The organism is Halomonas sp. BMC6 (genome assembly GCF_964204995.1).
GTDB lineage: Bacteria > Pseudomonadota > Gammaproteobacteria > Pseudomonadales > Halomonadaceae > Vreelandella.
This window is the reverse complement of record NZ_CAXNSH010000001.1, coordinates 1,014,438-1,039,209: the sequence shown is the minus strand read 5'-3', so window position 1 is coordinate 1,039,209 and position 24,772 is coordinate 1,014,438. Positions and strand designations below refer to the sequence as shown.

Sequence of the window (24,772 nt, the reverse complement as noted above, 5' to 3'; positions counted from 1 at the left end):
CCCTGAGTTAGGTATAGTAACAGAGCAAGATCCCTAGACAGACGGAGTACGACAACACGATCGATCATTCTTTCCAAACGCAGTGGAGGTTCTCCTATGAAGGTTTACAAACCGGAATGGCAGTGCACGTTTAGCGTAAACGAAGGCGCGGAAGAATCAGCAAACTGGAAAGAGCGAATCGCGTGGCGGCTTAGAGAACTCGCCGACCGGCTTGAAGGCGGCGGCCGCACGATCAAAATCGACTGCAGCGTCTCGCCCCAGGTGAGCCGTGACGAAGTGGATACTTGCTTGGGGAAAGGGTTTGAAGTCACCCAACGACTGCTAACCCAGCTGGCCCAGCAGCAGGCGTGCGAAGATGTGATGCGCCATGCGAAAGCCGAGCTTTACGAAGAGCAGCATCAGCACTAACAGCCAGACCGTAAGCGTCTCAAGAAAACACCCGCCGATCCTACTGGCGGGTGTTTTTTATTGGGTGCAAATAAACGCGTTAGCCTGAATATGGCGTTTCCAGAGCGTTGCCTAAGCGCTGCATAAACGCACTGCACTCATCAAGCTGCGCCGTTTCAATATACTCATCCGGCTGATGCGCCTGGGCAATACTGCCCGGCCCTAAAATAATCGCCTGGAGACCTTGCCCCTGAAACTGCCCCGCTTCGGTCGCATAGGCCACCGCATGCTGGCAGCAACCGTTAGGCAAGTGATCTTGCGCTAGCCGCAATACTTGCTGATTGTCACGGTCGGCCAGCCCTGGCACCGTCACATTCAGCGGTTCAGTGATGATTTCCACGGTTTTGCCCTGAGCACTTAACGCCTCACTGAGCGTTGCGCAGTAGTCGCTAAAGCGCCCATACACCTCTTCAAAGGTTTCTGTGGGTAGGTGGCGAATCTCCCACTCGAACTGGCACTCCCGTGCCATGATATTAATGGCCGTGCCGCCTTTGATTTTACCCACATGCAAGCTGGTATGCGGCACGTTAAAAGCCTCATCCACGCGCCCCTCTTCCACCAGCGCCGCCATAGTGTCCTCGATGAACGTCACCAGCCTGGCGGCCACGTGGATCGCGGACGTGCCTTGATTCACTTGGCTGCTGTGCGCTTCACGGCCAATCACTGTGGTACGCAGGTTGGTCGCGCCCTTTTGCGCCACCACCGGCTGCATGCTGGTGGGCTCGCCGACAATCACGTGGGCCGTGGTGGAGTAGTGCTCATAAAAGCGCTTAATCAGGCTGGGGGCGCCCACGCAGCCGATCTCTTCGTCATAAGAGAAGCCGAAGTAGATCGGCTGCTTCAGCGGTGCCTTCGCCCAGGTGGGCACCATGGCGAGCGCGCAGGCAATAAAGCCCTTCATATCGCAGGTACCGCGCCCGTATAAACGGCCATCGCCGCCATCGCGCAGGGTGAACGGGTCGCTGCTCCAGGGCTGGCCAGCCACAGGCACCACATCGGTATGACCAGACAGCATCACGCCACCGGGGGCATCCGGGCCAATGCGGGCAATCAGGTTGGCTTTGGTGCCACAGGGGCTCATCACCCGTTCGGCGGTCACACCGTAATCGGCTAGATAGCCCTCGACGAATTCGATAAGTGCCAAATTCGATTCGCTGGAGGTCGTGTCGAACGCCACTAATTGGGCCAGCAGCGCAGTTGCATCGGTCATGTTGATCTCGTTCGTTAGGCTTTTCGGTCACCCTAGCACCCCGCCTGTCCTTTGCCTACTGGGCACTGCAAGCGTCTCACTAAACGTTGACCGTCACGGCAAGTTCACCGTGCATTCACGAAAGCGTCATCTACACTTCCTACTGTTCAGTGCACCCAACAACTCAATAAACGTACTGCGCAAGACCTACAAGGAGCCGTTATGTCTCGTTTCACGTTGCACGCGCTTGCCCTCGGTGTTGCCACCGCCTCGTTCAGCCTCTCCGCCACTGCCGCCACCGAAGTGACCTGGTGGCATGCCATGGGCGGCCAGCTGGGTGAGATCCTGGAAGGCATGACCGAAGAGTTCAACGCTTCTCAAGATGAGTACCGCGTGACCCCCAGCTATCGCGGCAACTATACCGAAACCATGACCGGCGCCATTGCAGCGTTCCGCGCAGGCGAGCAGCCGCACATCCTGCAGGTGTTCGAGGTCGGCACCGGCACCATGATGAACGCCGACGGGGCGATTTATCCGGTGTATGAGCTAATGGAAGACCATGGCCGCGCGTTTGACCGTGACGCCTTCCTGCCCGCCGTAGTGGGCTACTACACCGATACCAACGGCAACATGCTGTCGTTCCCGTTCAACTCCTCTACGCCCATCATGTACTACAACCGCGATGTGTTCGAGGAAGCCGGCTTAGACCCCGAGCAGCCGCCACAAACCTGGGAAGAGGTGGCTGAATACGCTACCCAAATTACCGAATCGGGTGCTGCTAACTGCGGCTTTACCACCTCGTGGCCGAGCTGGGTGATGCTGGAGAACTTCTCCGCTATGCATAACTCCCCGCTGGGCACGCTGGAAAACGGCTTTGGCGGGTTGGAGACCGAGCTGAACTTCAACAACGAGCTGGTCGCCCGCCACTGGGATAACCTGAAAACCTGGCAAGATGCCGGCGCCTTCAAATGGGGCGGCCCCGGCCCTGGCCCAGATGCAGAACCGCTGTTCTACTCCCAAGAGTGCGCGATCTTCTTCGGTTCGTCCGCCTCCCGTGCCGATGTGGCTGCCAACGCCGACTTTGAAGTGGGTTTTGGCATGCAGCCCTACTACGCTGACGTAGAAGGCGCGCCGCAGAACTCCATCATTGGGGGGGCAACACTTTGGGCCTTGCAGGGCCACACTGATGACGAATACGCCGCCGTCGCCGCATTCTTCGAGTACCTCTCTCAGCCGGAAGTACAGGCCGAATGGCACCAGCAAACCGGCTACCTGCCGATTACTCAAGCCGCTTGGGACTTGAGCCAAGAGCAGGGCTACTACGATGAGAACCCCGGTGCGGATACCTCGCTGAAGCAGATGACGCTGAACGAGCCCACCGAGAACTCCAAAGGCCTGCGCTTTGGTAACTTCGTACAAATCCGCGACATCATCTCTGAGGAGATGGAAGCAGTGATGACCGGAGGCAAATCAGGCCAGGAAGCGGCCGATGCGGCGGTAGAGCGCGGCAACCAACTACTGCGCGATTTTGAATCCGCGAACCAGTAAGTAAGCACCGGCATCGCCGTCTGCCTTTTAGGCAGGCGGCGATGTCGTTATTAGTGCCGTCTGTTAATCGCAGGTTTCGTCGCTTATGCAAACCAAACGCATGACCTTTCCAGGGCGCTTTCTGCCCTATGCGCTACTCGCCCCTCAGGTCATTATCACGCTGATTTTCTTTATCTGGCCTGCCGGTCAAGCGCTCTACCAATCGCTGCTCCGTGAAGACGCGTTTGGCCTACGCACCACCTTTGTCGGGTTGGATAACTTTGCCCGCCTGTTCCGTGACGGCAACTATCTCAACTCGCTCTCGGTGACGGCAGTTTTCGCCATTGGCACGACGCTGCTCTCCATGGCAGTGGCGCTGCTGCTGGCCTGCACGGTGAATCGCATGATTCGCTCGCGCAGCACCTACACCACACTGCTGGTGTGGCCCTATGCCATTGCCCCCGCCATCGCCGGGGTGCTGTGGTGGTTTATCTTCAACCCCTCCATCGGCATCGTGCCTTACATGCTGGATATGGTGGGCTATCAGTGGAACCACCGCACCTCAGGGGCGGACGCCATGCTGCTGGTGATTTTTGCCGCCGCCTGGAAACAGATCTCCTATAACTTTCTGTTCTTCCTGGCCGGGCTGCAGTCGATTCCCCAATCGCTCATCGAGGCCGCCGCCATTGATGGCGCCAGCCCCATGAAGCGCTTCTGGACCATTGTGTTCCCCCTACTGTCTCCCACCACCTTCTTCCTGATGGTGGTGAACGTGGTGTACGCGATGTTCGATACCTTCGGCATTATTCACGCCACTACCCAGGGCGGCCCTGCCCAGGCCACCAACACGCTAGTGTACAAAGTGTACGCCGATGGCTTTGTCGGCCTGAACCTGGGGTCATCCGCCGCGCAGTCGGTGATTTTGATGGTGATTGTGGTCGCACTCACGGTGGTGCAATTCCGCTTTATCGAGCGCCGGGTGAACTACTAGCCGCAGGCTGACTGTTGGAGTCTTGACATGGTTGAAAATCGTCCCTGGGCGAACTTTTTTGCCCACTTAACGCTGATGGTAGGCGTCGCGGTGGTGGTGTTTCCCGTCTACGTGGCGCTGGTGGCCTCGACCCAAGCGCCGGGCGACCTGCTGCGCGGCACGCTGCCGATGCTGCCCGGTGCCCACGGCATCGAAAACTTTACCCGCATGTGGCAATCCGGCGTATCTAACGCGGGCGCGCCACCGGCCGGCACCATGCTATGGAACAGCTTTATCATGGCCATGGCGATTACCGTGGGTAAGCTGTCGATCTCGCTGCTCTCCGCCTTTGCGATTGTGTACTTCCGCTTCCGCTTTCGGATGTTCTTCTTCTGGCTCATCTTTCTTACCCTGATGCTGCCGGTGGAGGTACGCATTATTCCTACCTTCCAGGTGGTCGCGGATCTCAACATGCTCAATAGCTTTGCCGGGCTATCGATACCGCTCATTGCTTCCGCCACCGCGACGTTTCTGTTTCGGCAGTTTTTTATGACCATCCCCGAAGAGATGTTGGAAGCGGCCCGGGTGGATGGCGCAGGCCCGCTGAAATTCTTCAAAGACATTTTGATGCCGCTCTCCATCACCAATATCGCCGCGCTGTTCGTGATCATGTTTATTTACGGCTGGAACCAGTATCTATGGCCGCTGCTGATCACCACCGACCCGGACTACTACACCATTGTGATGGGCATTCAGCGCATGACCTCTGAAGAGAACCCCCAGTGGCACCTCATTATGGCCGCCGTGGTGATGGCGGCTCTGCCACCGGTATTAGTGATTCTGTTTATGCAACGCCTGTTTGTGAAAGGCCTGACCGAGACGGAGAAATAACCATGGCCAGCATTACCTTGGAAGGGCTGAAAAAAACCTACGCGGGCAACGTGGCGGCGGTCAAAGGGGTCGATTTACACATTCAGGACGGCGAGTTTGTGGTGCTGGTCGGGCCTTCCGGCTGCGGTAAATCCACCCTGCTGCGCATGGTGGCAGGCCTAGAGACCATCACCGAGGGCACCCTAAAAATCGGCGAGCGTGTAGTGAACCAGCTAGAGCCCGCCGAGCGGGATATCGCCATGGTGTTCCAAAACTACGCCCTCTACCCGCATATGACGGTGTACAACAACCTGGCATATGGCCTGAAGAATCGCGGCTTCAAGAAAGACGACATCGACCAGCGGGTGCGCACGGCGGCTAAGATGCTGGAGATTGAGGACTTTTTGGAGCGCAAACCGCGCAAGCTCTCCGGTGGCCAGCGCCAGCGGGTGGCGATGGGCCGTGCGTTAGTGCGCGAGCCCGCTGCGTTTCTGTTCGACGAGCCGCTCTCTAACCTGGATGCCAAGCTGCGCGTGCAGATGCGCGTCGAGATCAAGCAGCTTCAGCGGCGGTTAAAAACCACCAGCCTCTACGTGACCCACGACCAGCTCGAAGCGATGACGCTGGGCGACCGGCTCGTGGTGCTGAATGCCGGGCAAATCGAGCAGGTAGGCACCCCGATGGAGATCTACGCCCGCCCAGCTACCATGTTTGTAGCGGAGTTTATTGGCTCCCCGGCCATGAACATGCTGCCGCTGGATTACCTTGCTCAGCAGGATACCCAGGGCGTGCTGAGTCAGTTGCCGAAAGAGACTGATACCGTCGGCATCCGCCCGGACGATATGCTGCTCGCCCCGCCAGCCGCGCCCTATATAACGCTGAACGCTACCTTGATGCTGTTTGAAGCCGCCGGGGCAGAGAGCCATCTCTACCTAAACTTGGCAGGCAGCGACCAACCCACGGTGGTGCGTACCGCAGGCCAGCCGCCGGTCAGCGAAGGTGAAACACTGCAGGTGTACGTCACCAGCGATGCACTTCACCCGTTCAACAGCACCACTGGTAAACGTACTGGAGAGGTGTAGGCAGCCAAGCTGGCCGATTACTACCAAGGCAACTGTTCGCCATTGGAGTGCCAGAAGCCGCCGCTATTCTCTAAGTTAAGCGCTTTGATGCAGGCGGCAATGCCCGTCGCTGATTCCTGCGGGCTGATGTGGCCACCAAAATTGACCATGCGGGTTTTCACATAGCCCGGATGCAGCTGTGCCACGGCGATGCCGCGCGGCTTGAGATCGATGGCTAACGATTTACCAAAGGCGTTCAGCGCCGCTTTTGACGCACGATAGCCGTAGCGGCCACCTGAGTCGTTATCGGCCAAAGAGCCCATCCGGCTAGTAATATTGGCGATTTTACTGCCCTTTTTCATCAGCGGCAGCAGCGCTTCGGAGACTCGCAGCGGCGCATAGGCATTGATTTCCATCTGCTGGCGTAGGCTGTCGATCTCGATATCTCCCAACACATCATCGCGCAGCAGGCCCGCGTTATTGATCAACAGGTCAATGGTGTGCCCGGCTAGCGCCGCAGAAAGGCGCGCGATATCGTCGTCCTGGGTCACATCAATGCCTTCTATCACGTTGTCGGCGACACGTGCTAATTCATCAGACGTTTGGCGACACACGCCGATGACTTTCCATCCCTCCTGTTGATAATGCTCAGCAAGGGCTAATCCTACGCCACGATTTGCGCCTGTAATTACAACGGTGGACGACATCCTCTCTCCTTAAACACGCGATTAAATAATAAAACAGCATAACGAAAAAAGCCGATGTGTCATTGACACATCGGCGATAAATGACTTTCGAGTCTTAAAAGTCAATCTTTAAACATAGTCGGCGTCTTTAATCAGCCGTTGCCTGGAGCAGCACTTCTAACGCTAGAATAAAGCTATAAGCCACTACAATTGCGCGTTGCGAAGGCACGATAGAGGCACTACAAACCTCTTCGTCATTCACTATAGACGTATCACATTTCATTTTTGTTAACGCTGCATGTTGCGTTTCATCAATACTTAATTGAGAACAATATGTCATTGTACTCATTGCGATTGGGCAACTATTAAAGCCAAGAATTGAAGGATCTATCCTGATCGCATGCGCGCACCTCTGCTGTCATCGCTTGTTCACTTACCTGACTCGGCAGTGTCATTGTGACTGCGCATCATGTTCGAAAACGTGATAAAGGGATGCATCGCTCATGCGACTTTGTATCGTTAGCGAAACATGGTCACCAGAAATCAACGGCGTCGCCCACACGCTTAACCGGGTGTGCCGTGAGTTACAGCGTCTGGAAGTCACAGTGGATGTGATTCGTCCAACGCCAAGAGTGGCTGGCACCGCCCAGGGTGTCGAGCAAGAACTACAGGTCAATCGCTGCTCGATCCCAGGCTACCGTGATGTACAGGTGGGCTTTGCTCGCCCCGCCACGCTGCGTCGTTTTTGGCAGCAGCATCGGCCCGACGTGGTTTATCTAGCGACCCAAGGGCCGCTTGGTTGGGCGGCTCGGCAGGCGGCCACACAGCTCGAACTTCCACTGGTAGCGGGTTGGCATACCAATTTCGATCACTATTGCCATGATTACGGTGTCTCCTGGCTATCATCTGCCACACGCCGCTACTTGCGCTACTTCCACAACGGTTGCGCGCTCACTCTGGTGCCTACCCAGCAACAGGCCGCGCTGCTGCGCCAGCAGGGTATCCACGACGTACAAGTTTTGTCGCGGGGGATCGACGGCGATAAATTTTCGCCCGCCCACCGCGATGATGCGCTGAGAAAAGCGTGGGGCGTCAGCGAACATCAGCCAGTCGCGCTTTACGTGGGTCGGCTAGCGCCAGAGAAGAATCTCGCGTTGCTGCAAGAAACCCTCCAGGCCATGCGTGACGTACGTCCCGACATGGCCCTCGTGGTCGTCGGCGACGGCCCCGGGCGAGCACAATTAGAGAAAGCGCTCCCTGACGCGCATTTTACGGGATTCGTCGATAAACAGGCGCTGGCTCGACACTACGCCAGCGCCGATATGTTTGTGTTTCCCTCGCTGTCGGAAACCTGGGGTAATGTGGTCACCGAGGCCATGGCGAGCGGACTCGCGGTGGTGGCGTATCGCCACGCTGCTAGCGCCGAACTGATCCAGAGCGGTCATAACGGGATTACGGTCGAACCCAACGACGCCATGGCGTTTCAGCAAGCCGCCGTTGCGCTTTGCCAACATCCCGCCGAATACGCACGAATAGGAAGAATTGCCCGTTTACGCGCCCTGGAACAGAGCTGGTCGGGCATCGCGGAGCAATTTCTGCGCTACCTCAACTACGCCCAGGAGGCTAATCATGCGAGCTCGTCCGCTTGTCGTATTCGATCGTCTTGATCTCTGGGAGTGGCGGTTTTGCCAGCGAGTGACGCATCTCTCGCTTTATCGCCCCTGGCGCTTGGCCTTACAAACCGCCAGCAAACTGGGTGATTGGCCGGTGTGGGTGCTGTTGATTGCGGCGCAGCCCTGGCTACAACCGGACGGCGTATGGCGCATGCTGCAATACTCGCTGATTGCCCTCGTGGCCGTCACGGTTTACAAACTGGTCAAAACCAAGCTATGTCGCGAGCGCCCCTTCATTACCTATCTGGGCGGCGTGCACTGTGGCGAACCTGCACGAGACCGTTACAGCTTCCCCAGCGGACACACCATGCACGCCGTCATGTTTAGCGTCCTGGTAGCCGTACATACCCCCTGGCTGCTACCCATCGTTCTGCCACTGAGCCTGCTGATTGCCATCTCTCGTGTGGGGCTTGGGCTGCACTATGTCAGCGATGTACTTGTCGGCGGTGTGATGGGTTACGGCTTCGCGTTACTGAGCCTGTACTGGATGGGGTAGCTAAGCCCCACATCCTCTAAACCGCTGTTCTCCTACCACAGCGCTCTTGAACGTAAAAAGCTACGCGCTCCATTTGTCGATGGAGCGCGTAGCTTTTTTCACGGAGCACTACATATCGGGCGGCCTATCGTCTCGATCATCGGCGACGGTCATCAATGATGTCTTGAACATCATGTACACACCGACCCCTGAAAACCCCAAAAACAGGACGAACATGCCCAACATCAATACCATCGCCATAGCGTTTGTCCCTGAAAGTACACGGCTGCGACGTTGACGTCTTCTAACCGCTCAATTTTGGTGTAAACGAAAGGATAGACCAAAACCGAACCTTCATCTGTACAAATGCTGTGCAAGTCACGCCATGAGCACATGACAACCATCTATATCAGGAACTTACGTATACATATCGACGCAAAAAAACCACCTCACAAAAGCGAGATGGCTGTTTTGCATCGCGGCCGCTCCTTGGCATCGATGATCGACACGTCCTATGTCGATAAGAGTGAGCAGGCTGAGCGTCCTTCACCTCCCTGTTACATACTAGGCATCCTGCCTTCCTGAGTTGCTTGTCAGCCTGCTCACGCTGTTAAACGTTCCTGTCATACTGATGTCGTGGCGACTGCAGGTCTTCATATCTATCTAGAATACTGCAGGCTTTGGGCCAATCGTGAAAAATAGAAAATAAATTTATTAAAAACATAAACTTAAAAAATAACTCAAGCTCACGAGGAGGTCGCGCCATGCCAACGATGGCTAATTTTCATGTAGCAAACTGGCACATGCGACAAAACCGCACGGCACGTCGCCTCCTTGCCCCCGTCGTTGGCACAACGTGACCAAAACCCGCGTTTCCGAGTGGCGGCCGAATGCCACAACGCTTATGTTACTCATCACACCAAGACGCTCGCATGGGCATACTGAGGCATGAGGAAAGACCGATGAAACGTACCATCGCACTAGGCATCCTACTGTTGGCAACGCTATTGGTAATGAGTGGCTGCAATACCGTTCGCGGTATGGGGCAAGATATCGAACAGGGCGGCGAAGCCATTCAGCGCTCGGCGGACTGACCATGATGATGACCGTCTACCTTTCACACGGGCTGGAAAGTGGCCCCGGCGCCCTGAAAATGCAGGCACTCAAAGGGGTCGCCGAACAGTTGGATGACTGTGAGCCGGTCATCATGGATTACCGCGGCATGGACGAGCCAACCGACCGGCTGGCACACCTCACCAGAACGCTACAGTCGCGCGGCGATGATCCCACCCGCTGCGTTTTAGCAGGCTCTAGCCTGGGAGGCTGGTTGAGTGCGGCGGTCAGTGCCCAAACGCCCGTATTGGGCTGTTTTCTACTCGCCCCTGCGCTGGGGTTGCCCGAGTATCCTGAAACGTCCCCCACGATCCAAGCGCAGTACACACATATCATTCATGGCTGGCAGGACGATGTCGTTCCCCCAGGGCCCGTGATCGAACGCGCCCGTGTACAGCGACTCTCGCTACGAATGATCGATGACGACCACCGTTTGCACGGCAGCCTGGACACGATTCTAGCGGATTTCAGACGCTTTCTAGCGCAGTGCTCTGACGGTCAGCGAGGGGCGACATAAAAAAATACGACAAATAGTCGACATTGCCACCTCATATCTATACAAAGGATATACACGAAAAAGGAGAGTGCTCATGTTTGGACTATTCAATCGCGATCCCCAAAAGAAGCTCCAGCAGGCCTATGAACGCAAACTCCAGGCAGCGATGGAGGCTTCCCGTAACGGCGATATGCGGGCCAATGCCACGCTGACCGAAGAAGCAGAAGAGCTTCTGGCCGAGATCAACCGGCTCAAAGCGCAGAAGGGCTAACATGATGCGCCCAAGGTGGCCGTGGATTCTGCTGACGCTAGCGCTTGCCACGGGTCACGCCTATGGCGACTGCCCGTCAACCGGACAGTGGTGGCAGGCAGGCGGTGCCGTGGACGCACCAACGCTGCTTGCCCAGGCCGCTCAGCAGCAAGTCGTACTGCTGGGTGAACAGCACGACGCCGAAGACCACCACCGCTGGCAGCTACACACCTTAGCGGGACTCTACGCGCACCGTGCCGACATGGTGATTGGCTTGGAGATGCTGCCTAGAAGCGCTCAGCCAGTGTTGGACCGCTGGGTAGCGGGCGAGCTGACCGAGACAGCGCTGCTGGCCGAAAGCCACTGGGAAGAGGCGTGGGGGTTCGATGCTGCGCTTTACCTGCCCATTTTTCACTTCGCGCGACTACAAGCGATTCCGCTCGTCGCCCTCAACATCACGCCAGAACTGCGCCAACGGCTCGTCCAAGAGGGCTTTGATCAGGTACCCGCTGACCAGCGCTACGGAATTCCTGCCCCGCTACCCGCCCATGCAGCCTATCAGCAGCGTTTGACCCAGGTATTCGAGCAGCATGGCATGGGGCAAGAGAACCCTGCGATGTTGTCCCGCTTTACCCAAGCGCAGCTCGCCTGGGACACCGCCATGGCGCACGGCCTGGCAGAAGCCGTCAAAGAGGGCGCGTTAGCCGTTGGCTTAATGGGCCTTGGCCACGTCATCTACGGCCACGGCGTAGAGCATCAGCTCGAAGGGATGGGGATCCAGCACACCCTCAGCCTGCTGCCCTGGGAACAGGCGGAGTGCCGTGTCCCAGACCCAGCGCTTGCCGATGCCGTCTTTGTTCTCCCCCCATCCCTTACCCGCGGGCCCACGAATTAGGCGTCATCCGCCAGCGCAGGCAGCAGCGTTTTAAGCTTACGGGTCAAGGTGTTGCGCCCCCAGCCCAGCAGCTCGGCGGCTTCGCCCTTACGTCCACCGGTATGCTTGAGCGCCGTTTCGATCAGAATACGCTCGAAATCGGGCACCGCTTCTTCCAGCAGATGCGTATGCCCTTCGGCCAACGCATGATCGGCCCAGTCTCGAAATGCCGTACGCCAATCGCCGTGTACGCTGCTCTCGGAGGCTCCTACCGTCCGTAGTTCGGGCGGCAGGTCTTCGACCAGGATTTCCCGACCGGAAGCCATCACCGTCAGCCAGCGGCAGATATTTTCCAATTGACGGACGTTCCCTGGCCAGGGCAGACGCGTTAAATGCGCTTCTGCTTCGGGGGTCAACACTTTGATGTCGGTAGACAACTCTTTGGCGGCTTCGGCCAGGAAGTGGCGGGTGAGCCGAGGAATGTCTTCGCGCCGTTCGGCTAAACGCGGAAGATGAACGCGAATCACGTTCAGGCGGTGGAACAGATCCTCCCGGAAGCGCCCATCGTCGACGAGCGATTCGAGATTTTGATGCGTTGCCGCGATGATCCGCACATCGACTTTCACCGGCGTGTGACCGCCCACCCGGTAAAACTCGCCGTCGGCCAGCACGCGCAGCAGACGCGTTTGCGTTTCGGCCGGCATATCGCCGATCTCATCCAGAAACAGCGTGCCGCCGTTGGCCTGCTCGAAGCGGCCTTGGCGCTGCTGGGCCGCACCGGTAAAGGCCCCTTTTTCGTGCCCAAACAGCTCGGATTCGATCAAGTCGCGCGGAATCGCCGCCATATTCAGTGCAATAAACGGCTTGCCAGACCGGGGGCTGTGCTGGTGCAGCGCCTGGGCCACCCGCTCTTTACCCGTGCCCGACTCGCCGTTGATCAGTACCGTAATATGCGAATGGGATAGCCGACCAATGGCGCGAAAGACTTCCTGCATGGCGGGCGCTTCACCGATGATTTCGGCGCTCAACCCCTCTGGCACGCTCACCGGGCGCTGACGTTCACGGGCATGGGCGACCGCACGGCGCACCAGCGCGAGCGCTTCGTCCACATCGAACGGCTTGGGCAAGTACTCGAACGCCCCGCCCTGATAAGAGGCCACGGCGCTGTCCAGGTCGGAGTGTGCGGTCATGACGATGACCGGCAGGTCCGGATGGGCGTCACGCACCCGCGACATCAAATCCAGCCCGTCGATGCCCGGCATACGGATATCGGTGACCAGCACATCCGGCGGATTGTCCAACAGTCGCGCAAGCGCCGTATCCGCTCGCTCGATACACTCGACCTCCAAGTCGGGTTGCGCCAGCGCGCGCTCCAACACCCAGCGGATAGCGCGGTCATCATCGACAATAACCACTCGTGCAACATCGGTACGTGTCGCCTCAGTCATGACGCTTCTCCGGTGCAATTAATAACCAATGGAATCAGTAAACGAAATTCGGTATGTCCGGGTCGTGAGTCGCATTCGATCAATCCTTGATGTTGGTGCAATATTGACTGGGCAATCGATAGCCCTAGGCCGCTGCCTTCCGCGCGGCCAGAGACCATCGGGTAAAAAAGCGTGTCGCGCAGCGCCTCGGGAATACCAGGGCCGTTATCGATCACGCCCACTTCACTCACCAAGCGGTGCCGTTCGGCCCCCAGGGTAAACTGACGGCGCGCACGGGTCCGAAGCGTCAGTTCGGGAGCGGACGTGCCCGCATCGCTCATGGCCTGAACGGCGTTGCGCGCTACGTTGAGCACCGCTTGGATCATTTGCGATTCGTCACCGGACAGGTCCGGTAGGCTAGGGTCGTAGTCGCGACTGATGGTGACCTGCGGATGCTCGGCAATCAGCAGCGCCCGCACGCGCTCCAACACTTTATGAATGTTGACGGGCTCGTGTTTGATAATGCGATTGGGGCCCAGCATGGAGTCGACCAAATCCCGCAGGCGGTCGACCTCCTCCACGATGATATGGGTAAATTCCCGCAGCGCCGGGTCGTCTAAATCACGCTCCAGCAGTTGCGCCGCACCGCGAATGCCGCCTAATGGGTTCTTCACCTCGTGAGCCAAGCCCCGCGCCAGCACCTTGATGGTCTCTTGGCGAGTGGTGAGCGCCTCTTCCCGGGAGATCTGCATCAAGCGATCCCGCGGCTCGACCTCCAACAGCAGTTCATCGGCAGAGAGCGGCGTGACCGTATAATCGACGGTCAGCGGGTCGCTATTGAGCGGCGTAATACGCGCCTCGCGCTGTGTGTAGGGATGGAACGCATCGCGCGCTTTGGCCAGCACTTCATCGATGCTTTCATCACCGCCGAGCAACGTATCCAAACTGATGCCCTGCACGCGGCTGAAGCTCACCGCCAGCAGCGCTTCCGCGGCCGGGTTCATCCAGCGCACGCAGAGTTCACCGTCGAGCAGCAGAACTGCGGTGGTGAGGTGTTCGAGTAAACGCTGATACATGGCGTGTCCTGAAGCGTCGCTCCGACCAATACTCATGGGCACTGATCCATTAAAGAGGGGTGTTAGGGGAGGAGCTGCAAAAAGCGCGCCAATTCAGCGCAAACCGCGGCTTGCACGGCTTGTGGGCAGATGACGGGCGCATGGCGAGCCTTTATAGCGCAATGCGCTGTCGCCCTCGCCGCCCTAATGCACCATTATAGTGCACAAGACTATTCAGCGATAAAAATAGTCACCGGATCGGTGCGGTGCTGCACACGGCCCTGGCTATCCAGCAGCTCGGCGTACACTTGGTGCGCCCCTGCAGGCAAGCCTGCCAACCAGAAAGCGTCACTATGCAGGGCCGACTGGCTGAGTTCGCCATTCACCCGCAGTTGAATCTGATGGTCGTCTCGCAGCGGTGGCACCACCTGCACTTCCACTGGCGTCATACCGCCCCGCACGGAAGCACCGCTAGCGGGATTAGCAATCGTAAAACGGTCATAAGGCATAAACGGCTGACCCGGCCTGCCCAGGCTGCGCGGTGCCGCTGTTGAAGGGCGCGACGCCGATGGTATGCTGGGCAGCGGTGCCAGCGTAATGGCATCCCCACCCCGCTCAGGGTTATCGGTAAACGTCACGTTGCCCTGCTCATCCACCACGCGATACACCGTTTGCGACTGGGCCACGCTTACCCACAGGCACAGTAGAAGCACCGCCGCTGTGGATAAACCTATTCTGTTTTGCAAACGTCGTCTGCTTATCATTACTAGCCCCTGCGTATTTCGCTTCCATAAAAAAACCCCGCCGAGGCGGGGTTTTCTGGCTAATCACACCGCAAGGGTGATTTTAGCACCGTCATTAAAGACCGTTCTTAGCAAGAGTAGTACATGTCGAACTCAATCGGGTGAGTCGTCATGCGGATACGCTCAACGTCTTCCATCTTCAGTTCGATGTAGGCATCAATCATATCGTCGGTGAACACGCCACCTTCGGTCAGGAACGCACGGTCAGCATCGAGTGCTTCCAGTGCTTGATCCAGGCTGTTGGCAACGGTCGGTACGGACTTGCCTTCTTCCGGCGGCAGGTCGTACAGGTTCTTATCCATGGCATCGCCAGGGTGGATCTTGTTCTTGATACCGTCGATACCCGCCATCAGCATCGCGGCAAACGCCAGGTAGGGGTTGGCGGTCGGATCCGGGAAGCGAGTCTCGACACGCTTGCCTTTCGGGCTAGCGGTGTACGGAATACGGATAGACGCAGAACGGTTACGGGCACTGTAGGCCAGCATGACCGGTGCTTCGAAGCCCGGTACCAGACGCTTGTACGAGTTGGTAGAAGCGTTGGTGAAGGCGTTCAGGGCACGAGCGTGCTTGATGATACCGCCAATGTAGTACAGCGCCATTTCAGACAGGCCCGCGTACTCGTCGCCAGCAAACTGGTTCTGGCCATCTTTCCAGAACGACTGGTGTACGTGCATACCCGAACCGTTGTCGCCTACCAGCGGCTTCGGCATGAAGGTAGCGGTTTTGCCGTAAGCGTGTGCCACGTTGTGGATCACGTACTTCATTTCCTGAACTTCGTCAGCTTTCTTCACCAGCGTGTTGAATTTAACGCCGATTTCGTTCTGACCCGCGTTAGCTACTTCGTGGTGGTGTACTTCCACGGTCTGACCGATCGCTTCCAGGGTATTACACATCGCGCCACGGATATCGTGGAAGCTATCGACCGGGGGAACCGGGAAGTAGCCGCCTTTCACGCGGGGACGGTGGCCCAGGTTGCCACCTTCGACTTGGTTGCTGGTCGCCCATGCACCTTCATCAGAGGTGATTTTGTACATGGCACCTTGGATGTCGGCTTTCCAGTGTACTTCGTCGAAGATGAAGAATTCCGGCTCCGGACCGAAGAAGGCCGTGTCGCCCAGACCGGTAGACTGCAGGTACGCTTCGGCACGCTTAGCGATGGAGCGCGGGTCGCGATCGTAGCCCTGCATGGTCGCCGGCTCGATGATGTCGCAACGCAGAATCAGGGTAGCGTCTTCGGTGAAAGGGTCCAAGAAACCGGTGCCGTCTTCCGGACGCAGGATCATGTCAGACTCGTTGATGCCCTTCCAACCGTTGATGGAAGAGCCATCGAACATCTGGCCATTTTCAAAAAACTCTTCGTTCACGTCACGTGCCGGTACGGTGACGTGCTGCTCTTTACCGCGCGTGTCGGTGAAACGCAGGTCTACCCACTTAACATCATGTTCTTCGATTAGCGCGAGAGTCTTGGCTGACATAGTGTCCTCCGGTATGAGCGTGGCTTAAAGCGTGTAACTGTAAGCTATCGATAAAAGTGTTATTCAACAAATCGTTCAACACGCAATTGCATGTGGCGCGTTTGTCTTTTTTGTTCGCTTAACGTTTGTCTGACGATGGATAACAAACCGCCCAGCGATCATTTCAGACCGGCTATCGTTGTAGCACGCCTGGAGGCGTCTGCCTACGCTTCAATAGCCGCTGATGAAACTATCTATGATTCATAAGCACAGAGCATGCCAATCCTGCACCATAATGGCCATAAAAAACAGCAAGCCATTGTTTTTAAATACGAAAAATCACTAAACGTCTGCGTCTTAATGTGGCAACACATCGTCACGCTTCGTACGGAAAGGGCATCTCGTGTCTCATATGCACAAAAATAGTGCACGCAAGCCACAGAGCGCACCAAATTGGTTAGAGGAGAGGCGCTTGCACCTCCCTGTTGTTAAAAAAGTTTCTCTTGCTACGCAAAGAAACCCACATCTACAATAAATTACAATCGGAGATGCTTCATAACAAAAGGAAGCCGCGTGCATGGGTACGGTTTGCTTTATCGTAGACGCTTCAGTGACAGGGGCTTTGCTACCGCGCCACTTGCGCTCCATTCGCCAGTCCGGCCTGGCCGACCATGTGATGCCGATCATCGTCACCTGCGCGCAGGCGGACGAGCGGCTCACCGCCCTCGAACAGCGTTATCATGCCCACTGCCTGGTGACCCCCTCGCAAATGCTCGGCGCGCGCCTCAATCAGGCGGCTTATATCAGTCAAGCAGAGTGGCTGCTGATTGCGCTGCATAAAGAACCTATGGCGGCACAGCTTTGGTACCTGCTCTATCCTCAGCTCAACACGGCGATGGATGCACTGCTCATCAACGCGGCTACGCCCCGGTTTTCGGAGCGATTGCTGCTGCACTTTCTCAGTACGGCCGTGTCCGTACCGCCCTACATTGCCATTCGGCGCACCTGGTTAGAGCGCATTGGTGGCTTCGATCCCGAGCTGGATGAGCCAGCCCTGCTCGATTTTTTACAGCGCCTTTACGCTTGCCCGACCCGGCTTAAAACCTTGAGCGGCGAATCGTTGGGGTTGGCCCGTGGCTCACCAAACAGCCAGTCATCCACCTCGCCCTAGCCTTTTCTGGTTCCGCGCATCGATGCCCGCCCTGTCACCTACCCTACCCTGTACTCATACCTTCAACCGCTTACCCAACAGCATGGCCCCCATCGTCGTGGTATTGGCCGCTTTGTTGAGCAAAATAGAGCCAACGCTGCCTACGACGATGAGCAGCACCGCGTAAACCACCAGCGGCAGTGTCGTCACGCCCACGAACGTATCGGTGAGCGTGAAAAACATCGGATGCGCCAGATAAATACCAAACGAGTAAGCATTGATATAGCGCACCCAGCCAGGCGCTCTGCGTCCTTTCAAGCCACGCATCAGCGCCAGGGTGAACAGTACGAAGAAGGGAATGACCCAGACTTCCTTCGATGAGAACGCCAGCCAATGCTCGAACGTGGCCAGCACGATTACGCCGACGAACAGGAAAAGCCAACGCGGTTGGGAAAGGAGTTGCAGCCATACGGGCCGCTCGACCAGCGTAGCCGAGGGCGTTAACGGGTAGTAACGCACCAGAACCAGGGCCAAAAAAAACAGATACACCCAGCCCAGCGGTGCCACCCAGAGCAAGTAGCCCGGCGGCTCGATCTCGAAGGCATAGGCCAAGCCCCAATACGCCATGCTCACCCAGCAGGCAGCCACCAGCCACGGTACCGGGTGATAGCGCCATAGCCGCCAGCGCGTGTACGCCCAGTACGCCGCATAGAACTGCATGGCGATAATCAAAAAGTAGCCATGCCACTCGGCGTAAAGAAAATAGACTTTGGCATTTTCCCAAAACCCCACGGCGTTCTCGCTTCCCGCCAGCTGCCGCCACTGGGCCATGGAGTAGATACTCCCGTACACCACATAGGGCAACATGACGTACTTCACCCGCTGCAGCAGAAAGCCTGGCGGCACCTGTTGATCGTATCGAACGGCAAAGACGAAGACCGAAATGAACAAGAAAACCGGCGTGCCCAGCACCAGCGGTATGCGCATCAGGTCCGTGGCGACGTTATCCACACGCTGGTTGATATGATCGAGCCAATGGAATAGAAAGACGGCGACACAGCCGTAAGCGCGCAGCCAATAGATCTCCTCGATTTTTTGCATCGAACCTCCACCAAACCACCGCTGCTAAGCTGATGTATGGGCTTACGGCAATGAACACGCCGAGTTACACCGCTGTCCGACCCTTTAACCGACGGTAAATTCCTGGAGGCTTCGTGCGCAGACACTTTTCCCTCGCTCGCTTTATCCGCTGGATGAGCACGACGATCGGCGTGATGAGCGGGCTGATGCTCAGCGGCGCGACCCTGGCTGGCGACGTGTCCCGTGAACAGTTCTTCTCGCCCACCCTAGGGTACGACTATCCGTACACGGTCTATTTACCGGACGATTATGATCCACACGCCTCGACGCCCTATCCGGTGGTGTATCTACTGCATGGCTCGTTTGGTAACGAGCTCGACTGGGCCACCAAGGGGAACCTTCCCAACACCGCCGACCGGTTGATCGACGCGGGACATGTGCCCCCGGCCGTCTTCGTGATGCCCGGCAGCCGCAGCTGGTGGGTCGACGGATATAACGAAGCCGCCCGCAGCGCCTTTTTCAACGACCTGATGCCGCATATCGAGGCAACCTATCATGTCGGCACGACACGCCAGCAGCGCGGCGTCGCCGGACTCTCGGCCGGAGGGTATGGAGCCGTCAACTTCGCCCTCGAACGGCCGGAGCTGTTCGCCGCTGCGGCCGCCCTCAGCCCTGCCAGCTACGTTCCCGCCCCGCCTGAGAATTCGTCAGCCCACCGGCATCCGGCGTTTTTGAACGCGCAAGGGGCGTTCGATCAGACGCTCTGGGAGCGGCTCAATTACACTGCCCATTTGGAAAGCTACCGACTGCGCGTGACGCCGCGCCCGGAAGCCGAACGAAGCGACACACCCCCGGTGCCGCTCTATATCAGCGCTGGTCGCAGCGATGTGTACGATGCCGAGTTCCATGCCCGCCAGCTTCGTCAGGCCATGGAGCGTATACAGCCCGGCGCGGTGCGGCTCGACCTGTATCCCGGTGGCCATACCTGGCGTGTTTGGCGAGCCAGCCTGCCCGCAGCACTGACGTTCATGTTTCAGTACGTCGGCTCGCCGCAAACGGCCCTATCCGAGGCGCCAGCGGAGTAGAGAACCGCGCGATTGCGACCTTGGGCTTTGGCGTGGTACATCGCCTGATCCGCACAGTGAACCAAGGAGGCTTCATCCCGGGCATGCTGCGGAAAGAGCGCTACGCCGATACTGGCGGAGACGCGCACGTCGCCCACCGTCAGAGCAAACGGCTCGGCCAGCGCACGGCAGAGCTGGTTGGCAACGGCCAGCGCCTCCTCTTCCATGACCGGGCCGCCCAACAGCGCCACAAACTCATCACCGCCAATCCGCCCCACCATATCCGTGCCGCGCAGCCGACATCGCATACGCTGGGCAACGTCTTTCAGCAATTGATCCCCCACACCGTGTCCCCAGCGGTCATTCACCGGCTTGAAGTTATCCAAGTCGATGAACAAGAACGCCAACTGACCACCCGAGCGCAGCGCCTTGGCCAGCGCCTGCCCCAGCTCATCAAAGAACATCGCCCGGTTGGGCAGGTCGGTCAGGGTGTCGTGCTGGGCAAGATGCAGTACTCGCTGCTCCATCTCGCGCCGCGGGGTAATATCGTGGGAAATACCGAGAAAGCTGGTCACATTGCCCTGGTCATCCAACAGTGGCGCACCGTTGGTGAAGTGCCAACGCCACTCGCCGTTGGCATGCTGTACGCGGTACTCGATCAGCCCCTGCGGCTCGGCCGTCACGAACACTTTCTCGATATAGCGGCGGCACGCTTCCAAATCCTCCGGGTGCAGCACGGCACTCATATTACGGCCGAGCACATCGCTCACTTCGTGGCCTAAAATGCGCTGCCAGTTAGGAGAGATATAGGTCATCGTGCCGTCCGCGCTGAGCGTGTAGATGATATCGTTCGCCTGCTCCACCAACTGGCGAAAACGCTGCTCGCTGGATTTCAGTGCCGATTCCAGCGCTTTGCGCTGGGTAATATCGTTGGCGTACCCCGTCCACAGCACGCTGCCATCCGGCTCGCGTCGGGGTTGGTCACTGGCTTCCACCCACAGCATTTCGCCACGACGGTGGAACATTCGAAATTCCTGTTTCCACGGCGTCATCGTGCGTGCGCTCTCCAGCGAACTTTCGATGACCGCATCGCGATCCCCAGGGTGAATGTTGGCTAGCAGCGTCTGCGCATCGGCCAGCGCTTCTTCCACGCTCACCCCAAACATCTCCTCGACCCGCTGCCCCACATAGGTGTAACGCCAGCTGCCCGTGCGCGAGTAGTGCAACTGGTAAATGAAGCCCGGTAGCTGCGAGAGCAACGCATCCAACGACTCGCCAAACGGAAGCGCGGGCTGATGCAACGCCCCATACACGGCGCGATACTCGCCGTCCACCACGGGCGAGAGCTGCAGTTGCCAACGCCGTGAGGCGTCTGCCCAGGTCACCATCAGTTCCTGAACGGCCTGCTGCTGGTCACAAGCCTGTACGGCGGCCAGCACGTTAGTCACGTCGAGGGGAAAGCAGTTGGCCAGCGCCATCTCGCTGTTATCGGCGGCCCATCCCACCACGCGCCGAAAGGCTGCGTTCGCGTACACGTTCATTGCATCAGGGGCTGAACGCTCGACGACGAAAAGCGGTGTGCCCGACTGCTCGAATAGCGCTCGGTACGGATGCATCGCGGCCTCTCCACCAGGTTCCCTTAAACTCGTAAGTTAAGCGCATAGGCCACAGCTGTCTATGCACATTGGCCGAGTGCCGCCAACGCACACTACACTGAAAGCGTCTGCTTGTTTTCTAACGACTTATGTAAGGACACTGACCATGCATCAACACGTCGAATGGGACGACCCCGGCAGCGCCAGCGTCGCCGCCTTCTTCAAAAACGACCCCGACCACACGCCCCCTTACCCCGGCGCTATACTCTCTGCCCGTTATCAAGGCCGTATCGTACGGGTCAAGGTCGAAGCCTACCGGGAGGAAGATGCCGTGAGCATCGGCAGCGTCGCCGCCATTCTCGACCAGCACGGCCACCGCTTTAAATCGCATCACAAGCTCACTGTGGGCGACATGGTCCGCCTACCTGACGACAAACGCGCCATGGAACGCTGGGAAGAGGATGAGGAGAAGGAGTAAGTGATGACGGCCCCGCTAGCGGGGCTTGGCACTACCCACCACTGCCAGCGCTAACTATTCTCATATTGAACGCAGCCTGGGCGGCATCTAACGGCGACCAGCAAGAGAACGAACGCTTGCGCCTTTTCTGAGCTGCCTGGGCGGCAGCTAACCGGCCACGATCAACGAGTGACCACCGGTAGTTTTTCTGAGCTGCCTGGGCGGCAGCTAACTACGGTCGGCTTGCCATGTCACGCGACCCACTTTTCTGAGCTGCCTGGGCGGCAGCTAACCTTGACCAACTCGCCAGGCGCGGCCTGGTTAATTTCTGAGCTGCCTGGGCGGCAGCTAACGCCCGGGTCGTCGCTTCGCTTTGAATCGCGGCTTTCTGAGCTGCCTGGGCGGCAGCTAACCTGGACTGCGTACTTGAGCAACGCGATGCCATTTTCTGAGCTGCCTGGGCGGCAGCTAACTGAATCTCGCCTGTGGCCACGTCCACGTAGTGTTTCTGAGCTGCCTGGGCGGCAGCTAACTTAGACAAAGCGCTGTCGGCATTAGCGCGAGCTTTCTGAGCTGCCTGGGCGGCAGCTAACAATCCAGTCATCCAGAAGCAGAACGGCGTGAATTTCTGAGCTGCCTGGGCGGCAGCTAACAATGGCTTGCCACTCGCGGGAAAGCTCCTCGCTTTCTGAGCTGCCTGGGCGGCAGCTAACAGGCTGGGTAGGTTTGCCGGAGTCGTCAAAATTTTCTGAGCTGCCTGGGCGGCAGCTAACCGTGTCAAGCAGACTGGACAGCTGCTTCTCGTTTTCTGAGCTGCCTGGGCGGCAGCTAACTCATCGTTACACCTGGTTCTGATGGGGCCGGATTTCTGAGCTGCCTGGGCGGCAGCTAACCATCAAGACTTCTCACACCGTCAAGATGTTCATTTCTGAGCTGCCTGGGCGGCAGCTAACATGCGGACGACGACCCGCGAGCCTAGCGGGGATTTCTGAGCTGCCTGGGCGGCAGCTAACATGTTGATTTCATTAGCAGAGTGGCGCTGAACTTTTCTGAGCTGCCTGGGCGGCAGCTAACCCGGTTCAGTAATACCGGCTATTTGTCTCACTTTTCTGAGCTGCCTGGGCGGCAGCTAACGTTACCATCGCCGGGATCGGTGGGCTCTTGTTTTTCTGAGCTGCCTGGGCGGCAGCTAACAGCATCGGCTAAACCACTAATCTCAGAGCCAATTTCTGAGCTGCCTGGGCGGCAGCTAACCTGAAGCAACTGACAAGCTCGGCAGCATTGATTTTCTGAGCTGCCTGGGCGGCAGCTAACGTCTGCTACTCTTTCCGGCATTGTTTCACGCTTTTCTGAGCTGCCTGGGCGGCAGCTAACGAACATCACAAAGAATTGCAAAACCGGAGCCATTTCTGAGCTGCCTGGGCGGCAGCTAACACTGCTATAGATAAACACCGTCATTATAACTGTTTCTGAGCTGCCTGGGCGGCAGCTAACCTCGAACTCTACCCGGCCATAGCTGCCGTTTATTTCTGAGCTGCCTGGGCGGCAGCTAACCGCAATACCCACGGCAGCCTAGAGGGGGCGTGTTTCTGAGCTGCCTGGGCGGCAGCTAACACCTCCTAAGTGCAGAAGGCGGTCTTTAACGTTTTCTGAGCTGCCTGGGCGGCAGCTAACGATGATCAACCATGCGATTGAGCAATTAGAGTTTTCTGAGCTGCCTGGGCGGCAGCTAACATGTAGATGAAGAGGGCTACCCCCTTACAGAATTTCTGAGCTGCCTGGGCGGCAGCTAACGAGTACCTGGCATCGCTGCAGCGGGTGATGATTTTCTGAGCTGCCTGGGCGGCAGCTAACTATACGACAACGGCATACCGCTGACGTATGACTTTCTGAGCTGCCTGGGCGGCAGCTAACTCTAGCGCGACCTGTAATAGGTAGCTCATGTTTTTCTGAGCTGCCTGGGCGGCAGCTAACATCAATACGCTAGGCGTGGCCCAAGCCGAGGTTTTCTGAGCTGCCTGGGCGGCAGCTAACCTGGCGGAAGATGCTAGCCAAGCCATCACAGATTTCTGAGCTGCCTGGGCGGCAGCTAACGTTTTACCTTTATTGTCAGCGCCTTTTTTAATTTTCTGAGCTGCCTGGGCGGCAGCTAACGTTCTACTGGTGGCGACTCCGGCGGCTCTACTTTTCTGAGCTGCCTGGGCGGCAGCTAACCCCGCGACCAGCTGCAAGAGCTAACCGGGCTGTTTCTGAGCTGCCTGGGCGGCAGCTAACGGAAATGACCCGCACCACGGATCAATTCGTGGTTTCTGAGCTGCCTGGGCGGCAGCTAACTAAAAGAGCTTCCGCGCTTGCGCGGGCATTGTTTTCTGAGCTGCCTGGGCGGCAGCTAACGCGTGGGCCGCTGCCTGCTGTGCTCGAGCACGTTTCTGAGCTGCCTGGGCGGCAGCTAACGGCGGCCAAACGCTGGTAGCCGGGCTGTTAACTTTCTGAGCTGCCTGGGCGGCAGCTAACATGGCATTAGGCAGCAATCACACGTCAATGATTTTCTGAGCTGCCTGGGCGGCAGCTAACAGGCGCGCCACGCGCTTCGATTTTTTGCACTATTTCTGAGCTGCCTGGGCGGCAGCTAACGCTAATGACTCTTATGGGCATGGTTCGGTGCGGTTTCTGAGCTGCCTGGGCGGCAGCTAACCTCAAGTCTGAGAATGAATGGGACCACCGTCATTTCTGAGCTGCCTGGGCGGCAGCTAACGTACGCAGTCTATACGGCACAACCCTTATCAATTTCTGAGCTGCCTGGGCGGCAGCTAACGCGGTGTACGCGTCGTTGATCTCACGGATTTTTTTCTGAGCTGCCTGGGCGGCAGCTAACGGCGGCGCGGGCGTGGAGGTTGACCGCTTACTTTTCTGAGCTGCCTGGGCGGCAGCTAACTGGGCGTTTGACGATGTGGTGATCGACGTGCCTTTCTGAGCTGCCTGGGCGGCAGCTAACACTGGCAGAGGCGAAAGCAGGCGTCGGGCCACTTTCTGAGCTGCCTGGGCGGCAGCTAACC

The 24,772-nt window shown here is 57.9% G+C and carries 23 protein-coding genes and 1 CRISPR repeat array (1 of these 24 running past the window's edge); of the genes, 14 read left to right on the top strand and 9 right to left on the bottom strand.

Annotated features, from left to right (window positions below; genetic code table 11):
- Positions 1–96: 96 nt before the first annotated feature.
- Complete coding sequence (locus tag AB6K10_RS04960; protein ID WP_159340699.1) at positions 97–408, top strand: hypothetical protein; 312 nt, start codon at positions 97–99, stop codon at positions 406–408.
- 79 nt (positions 409–487) lie between these two features.
- Here the strand turns inward: AB6K10_RS04960 and argE are convergent, their stop codons facing one another.
- Positions 488–1,657: an acetylornithine deacetylase gene (gene argE / locus AB6K10_RS04955; protein WP_339118101.1), complete on the bottom strand. Its 1,170-nt coding sequence runs from the start codon at positions 1,655–1,657 to the stop codon at positions 488–490.
- A gap of 201 nt (positions 1,658–1,858) precedes the next feature.
- Between argE and ugpB the strand changes: the two genes are divergently transcribed.
- From ugpB to AB6K10_RS04935, 4 genes are all read left to right on the top strand, one after another.
- Complete coding sequence (ugpB, locus tag AB6K10_RS04950) at positions 1,859–3,184, top strand: sn-glycerol-3-phosphate ABC transporter substrate-binding protein UgpB (protein ID WP_253019205.1); 1,326 nt, start codon at positions 1,859–1,861, stop codon at positions 3,182–3,184.
- Between the two features lie 85 nt (positions 3,185–3,269).
- Positions 3,270–4,154, top strand: a complete 885-nt coding sequence (gene ugpA, locus AB6K10_RS04945; protein WP_285264191.1) for a sn-glycerol-3-phosphate ABC transporter permease UgpA — start codon at positions 3,270–3,272, stop codon at positions 4,152–4,154.
- Between the two features lie 27 nt (positions 4,155–4,181).
- The gene (gene ugpE, locus AB6K10_RS04940; protein WP_159340695.1) at positions 4,182–5,024 is read left to right on the top strand and encodes a sn-glycerol-3-phosphate ABC transporter permease UgpE; all 843 of its coding nucleotides are present in this window, start codon (positions 4,182–4,184) and stop codon (positions 5,022–5,024) included.
- A gap of 2 nt (positions 5,025–5,026) precedes the next feature.
- A complete protein-coding gene (locus AB6K10_RS04935) occupies positions 5,027–6,085 on the top strand; it encodes a sn-glycerol-3-phosphate import ATP-binding protein UgpC (RefSeq protein WP_339118100.1) in 1,059 nt (352 codons plus the stop codon).
- A 20-nt stretch (positions 6,086–6,105) separates the two neighbouring features.
- Here AB6K10_RS04935 and AB6K10_RS04930 read toward each other — a convergent pair whose 3' ends face one another.
- Positions 6,106–6,771, bottom strand: coding sequence for an SDR family oxidoreductase (locus tag AB6K10_RS04930; protein ID WP_339118099.1), 666 nt, complete (start codon positions 6,769–6,771; stop codon positions 6,106–6,108).
- A gap of 482 nt (positions 6,772–7,253) precedes the next feature.
- On the opposite strand from AB6K10_RS04930, the gene AB6K10_RS04925 reads away from it, so the two are divergent.
- Positions 7,254–8,417, top strand: a complete 1,164-nt coding sequence (locus AB6K10_RS04925; RefSeq protein ID WP_339118098.1) for a glycosyltransferase family 1 protein — start codon at positions 7,254–7,256, stop codon at positions 8,415–8,417.
- On the top strand, positions 8,380–8,919 hold the full coding sequence (locus AB6K10_RS04920; protein WP_339118097.1) for a phosphatase PAP2 family protein: 540 nt from the start codon (positions 8,380–8,382) through the stop codon (positions 8,917–8,919). Before AB6K10_RS04925 ends, AB6K10_RS04920 begins: the two co-directional genes overlap by 38 nt.
- Before the next feature lie 108 nt (positions 8,920–9,027).
- Here AB6K10_RS04920 and AB6K10_RS04915 read toward each other — a convergent pair whose 3' ends face one another.
- The gene (locus tag AB6K10_RS04915; protein WP_285264186.1) at positions 9,028–9,159 is read right to left on the bottom strand and encodes a hypothetical protein; all 132 of its coding nucleotides are present in this window, start codon (positions 9,157–9,159) and stop codon (positions 9,028–9,030) included.
- 701 nt (positions 9,160–9,860) lie between these two features.
- Here AB6K10_RS04915 and AB6K10_RS04910 point away from each other — a divergent pair.
- The 4 genes from AB6K10_RS04910 (at position 9,861) to AB6K10_RS04895 (ending at position 11,652) form a co-directional block, all read left to right on the top strand.
- On the top strand, positions 9,861–9,992 hold the full coding sequence (locus AB6K10_RS04910; RefSeq protein ID WP_159340690.1) for an entericidin A/B family lipoprotein: 132 nt from the start codon (positions 9,861–9,863) through the stop codon (positions 9,990–9,992).
- 5 nt (positions 9,993–9,997) lie between these two features.
- On the top strand, positions 9,998–10,528 hold the full coding sequence (locus tag AB6K10_RS04905) for an alpha/beta fold hydrolase (protein WP_339119595.1): 531 nt from the start codon (positions 9,998–10,000) through the stop codon (positions 10,526–10,528).
- Between the two features lie 73 nt (positions 10,529–10,601).
- Positions 10,602–10,778 carry a DUF6435 family protein gene (locus tag AB6K10_RS04900; RefSeq protein WP_159340689.1) on the top strand — a complete coding sequence of 59 codons (177 nt, stop codon included), beginning with the start codon at positions 10,602–10,604 and terminating at the stop codon, positions 10,776–10,778.
- Between the two features lies 1 nt (position 10,779).
- Complete coding sequence (locus tag AB6K10_RS04895) at positions 10,780–11,652, top strand: ChaN family lipoprotein (protein ID WP_339118096.1); 873 nt, start codon at positions 10,780–10,782, stop codon at positions 11,650–11,652.
- Here AB6K10_RS04895 and ntrC read toward each other — a convergent pair.
- From ntrC to glnA, 4 genes are all read right to left on the bottom strand, one after another.
- On the bottom strand, positions 11,649–13,079 hold the full coding sequence (gene ntrC / locus AB6K10_RS04890; RefSeq protein ID WP_159340687.1) for a nitrogen regulation protein NR(I): 1,431 nt from the start codon (positions 13,077–13,079) through the stop codon (positions 11,649–11,651). The genes AB6K10_RS04895 and ntrC overlap by 4 nt on opposite strands.
- Entirely contained in the window at positions 13,076–14,134 is a 1,059-nt protein-coding gene (gene glnL, locus AB6K10_RS04885) for a nitrogen regulation protein NR(II) (RefSeq protein WP_339119594.1), read from the bottom strand. Before glnL ends, ntrC begins: the two co-directional genes overlap by 4 nt.
- A gap of 209 nt (positions 14,135–14,343) precedes the next feature.
- Positions 14,344–14,877 carry a DUF4124 domain-containing protein gene (locus AB6K10_RS04880; RefSeq protein ID WP_368473612.1) on the bottom strand — a complete coding sequence of 178 codons (534 nt, stop codon included), beginning with the start codon at positions 14,875–14,877 and terminating at the stop codon, positions 14,344–14,346.
- Between the two features lie 107 nt (positions 14,878–14,984).
- Positions 14,985–16,391: a glutamate--ammonia ligase gene (glnA, locus tag AB6K10_RS04875; RefSeq protein ID WP_159340685.1), complete on the bottom strand. Its 1,407-nt coding sequence runs from the start codon at positions 16,389–16,391 to the stop codon at positions 14,985–14,987.
- A 556-nt stretch (positions 16,392–16,947) separates the two neighbouring features.
- Between glnA and AB6K10_RS04870 the strand changes: the two genes are divergently transcribed.
- On the top strand, positions 16,948–17,541 hold the full coding sequence (locus AB6K10_RS04870) for a hypothetical protein (protein WP_339118094.1): 594 nt from the start codon (positions 16,948–16,950) through the stop codon (positions 17,539–17,541).
- 54 nt (positions 17,542–17,595) lie between these two features.
- On the opposite strand, the gene AB6K10_RS04865 is transcribed toward AB6K10_RS04870, so the two are convergent.
- Positions 17,596–18,621 carry an acyltransferase family protein gene (locus AB6K10_RS04865; protein ID WP_339118093.1) on the bottom strand — a complete coding sequence of 342 codons (1,026 nt, stop codon included), beginning with the start codon at positions 18,619–18,621 and terminating at the stop codon, positions 17,596–17,598.
- A 152-nt stretch (positions 18,622–18,773) separates the two neighbouring features.
- On the opposite strand from AB6K10_RS04865, the gene AB6K10_RS04860 reads away from it, so the two are divergent.
- A complete protein-coding gene (locus AB6K10_RS04860) occupies positions 18,774–19,685 on the top strand; it encodes an esterase family protein (RefSeq protein ID WP_305947973.1) in 912 nt (303 codons plus the stop codon).
- Here the strand turns inward: AB6K10_RS04860 and AB6K10_RS04855 are convergent.
- A complete protein-coding gene (locus AB6K10_RS04855) occupies positions 19,634–21,280 on the bottom strand; it encodes a diguanylate cyclase (protein WP_339118092.1) in 1,647 nt (548 codons plus the stop codon). The genes AB6K10_RS04860 and AB6K10_RS04855 overlap by 52 nt on opposite strands.
- A 145-nt stretch (positions 21,281–21,425) precedes the next feature.
- Between AB6K10_RS04855 and AB6K10_RS04850 the strand changes: the two genes are divergently transcribed.
- A complete protein-coding gene (locus AB6K10_RS04850; RefSeq protein ID WP_159340681.1) occupies positions 21,426–21,737 on the top strand; it encodes a hypothetical protein in 312 nt (103 codons plus the stop codon).
- 64 nt (positions 21,738–21,801) lie between these two features.
- Positions 21,802–24,772: direct repeats of the CRISPR family, unit length 28 nt; unit sequence TTTCTGAGCTGCCTGGGCGGCAGCTAAC (it continues 479 nt past the right edge of the window).

Coding starts and splice junctions, on each gene's coding strand:
- argE (WP_339118101.1), bottom strand. CDS start 1,657: ATGACCGATGCAACTGCGCTGCTGGCCCAATTAGTGGCGTTCGACACG.
- AB6K10_RS04910 (WP_159340690.1), top strand. CDS start 9,861: ATGAAACGTACCATCGCACTAGGCATCCTACTGTTGGCAACGCTATTG.
- AB6K10_RS04865 (WP_339118093.1), bottom strand. CDS start 18,621: ATGCAAAAAATCGAGGAGATCTATTGGCTGCGCGCTTACGGCTGTGTC.
- ugpB (WP_253019205.1), top strand. CDS start 1,859: ATGTCTCGTTTCACGTTGCACGCGCTTGCCCTCGGTGTTGCCACCGCC.
- AB6K10_RS04905 (WP_339119595.1), top strand. CDS start 9,998: ATGATGACCGTCTACCTTTCACACGGGCTGGAAAGTGGCCCCGGCGCC.
- AB6K10_RS04925 (WP_339118098.1), top strand. CDS start 7,254: ATGCGACTTTGTATCGTTAGCGAAACATGGTCACCAGAAATCAACGGC.
- AB6K10_RS04900 (WP_159340689.1), top strand. CDS start 10,602: ATGTTTGGACTATTCAATCGCGATCCCCAAAAGAAGCTCCAGCAGGCC.
- AB6K10_RS04850 (WP_159340681.1), top strand. CDS start 21,426: ATGCATCAACACGTCGAATGGGACGACCCCGGCAGCGCCAGCGTCGCC.
- ugpA (WP_285264191.1), top strand. CDS start 3,270: ATGCAAACCAAACGCATGACCTTTCCAGGGCGCTTTCTGCCCTATGCG.
- AB6K10_RS04895 (WP_339118096.1), top strand. CDS start 10,780: ATGATGCGCCCAAGGTGGCCGTGGATTCTGCTGACGCTAGCGCTTGCC.
- ugpE (WP_159340695.1), top strand. CDS start 4,182: ATGGTTGAAAATCGTCCCTGGGCGAACTTTTTTGCCCACTTAACGCTG.
- AB6K10_RS04930 (WP_339118099.1), bottom strand. CDS start 6,771: ATGTCGTCCACCGTTGTAATTACAGGCGCAAATCGTGGCGTAGGATTA.
- AB6K10_RS04880 (WP_368473612.1), bottom strand. CDS start 14,877: ATGATAAGCAGACGACGTTTGCAAAACAGAATAGGTTTATCCACAGCG.
- glnL (WP_339119594.1), bottom strand. CDS start 14,134: ATGTATCAGCGTTTACTCGAACACCTCACCACCGCAGTTCTGCTGCTC.
- AB6K10_RS04870 (WP_339118094.1), top strand. CDS start 16,948: ATGGGTACGGTTTGCTTTATCGTAGACGCTTCAGTGACAGGGGCTTTG.
- AB6K10_RS04855 (WP_339118092.1), bottom strand. CDS start 21,280: ATGCATCCGTACCGAGCGCTATTCGAGCAGTCGGGCACACCGCTTTTC.
- AB6K10_RS04860 (WP_305947973.1), top strand. CDS start 18,774: ATGAGCACGACGATCGGCGTGATGAGCGGGCTGATGCTCAGCGGCGCG.
- glnA (WP_159340685.1), bottom strand. CDS start 16,391: ATGTCAGCCAAGACTCTCGCGCTAATCGAAGAACATGATGTTAAGTGG.
- AB6K10_RS04920 (WP_339118097.1), top strand. CDS start 8,380: ATGCGAGCTCGTCCGCTTGTCGTATTCGATCGTCTTGATCTCTGGGAG.
- AB6K10_RS04915 (WP_285264186.1), bottom strand. CDS start 9,159: ATGGCGATGGTATTGATGTTGGGCATGTTCGTCCTGTTTTTGGGGTTT.
- AB6K10_RS04935 (WP_339118100.1), top strand. CDS start 5,027: ATGGCCAGCATTACCTTGGAAGGGCTGAAAAAAACCTACGCGGGCAAC.
- AB6K10_RS04960 (WP_159340699.1), top strand. CDS start 97: ATGAAGGTTTACAAACCGGAATGGCAGTGCACGTTTAGCGTAAACGAA.
- ntrC (WP_159340687.1), bottom strand. CDS start 13,079: ATGACTGAGGCGACACGTACCGATGTTGCACGAGTGGTTATTGTCGAT.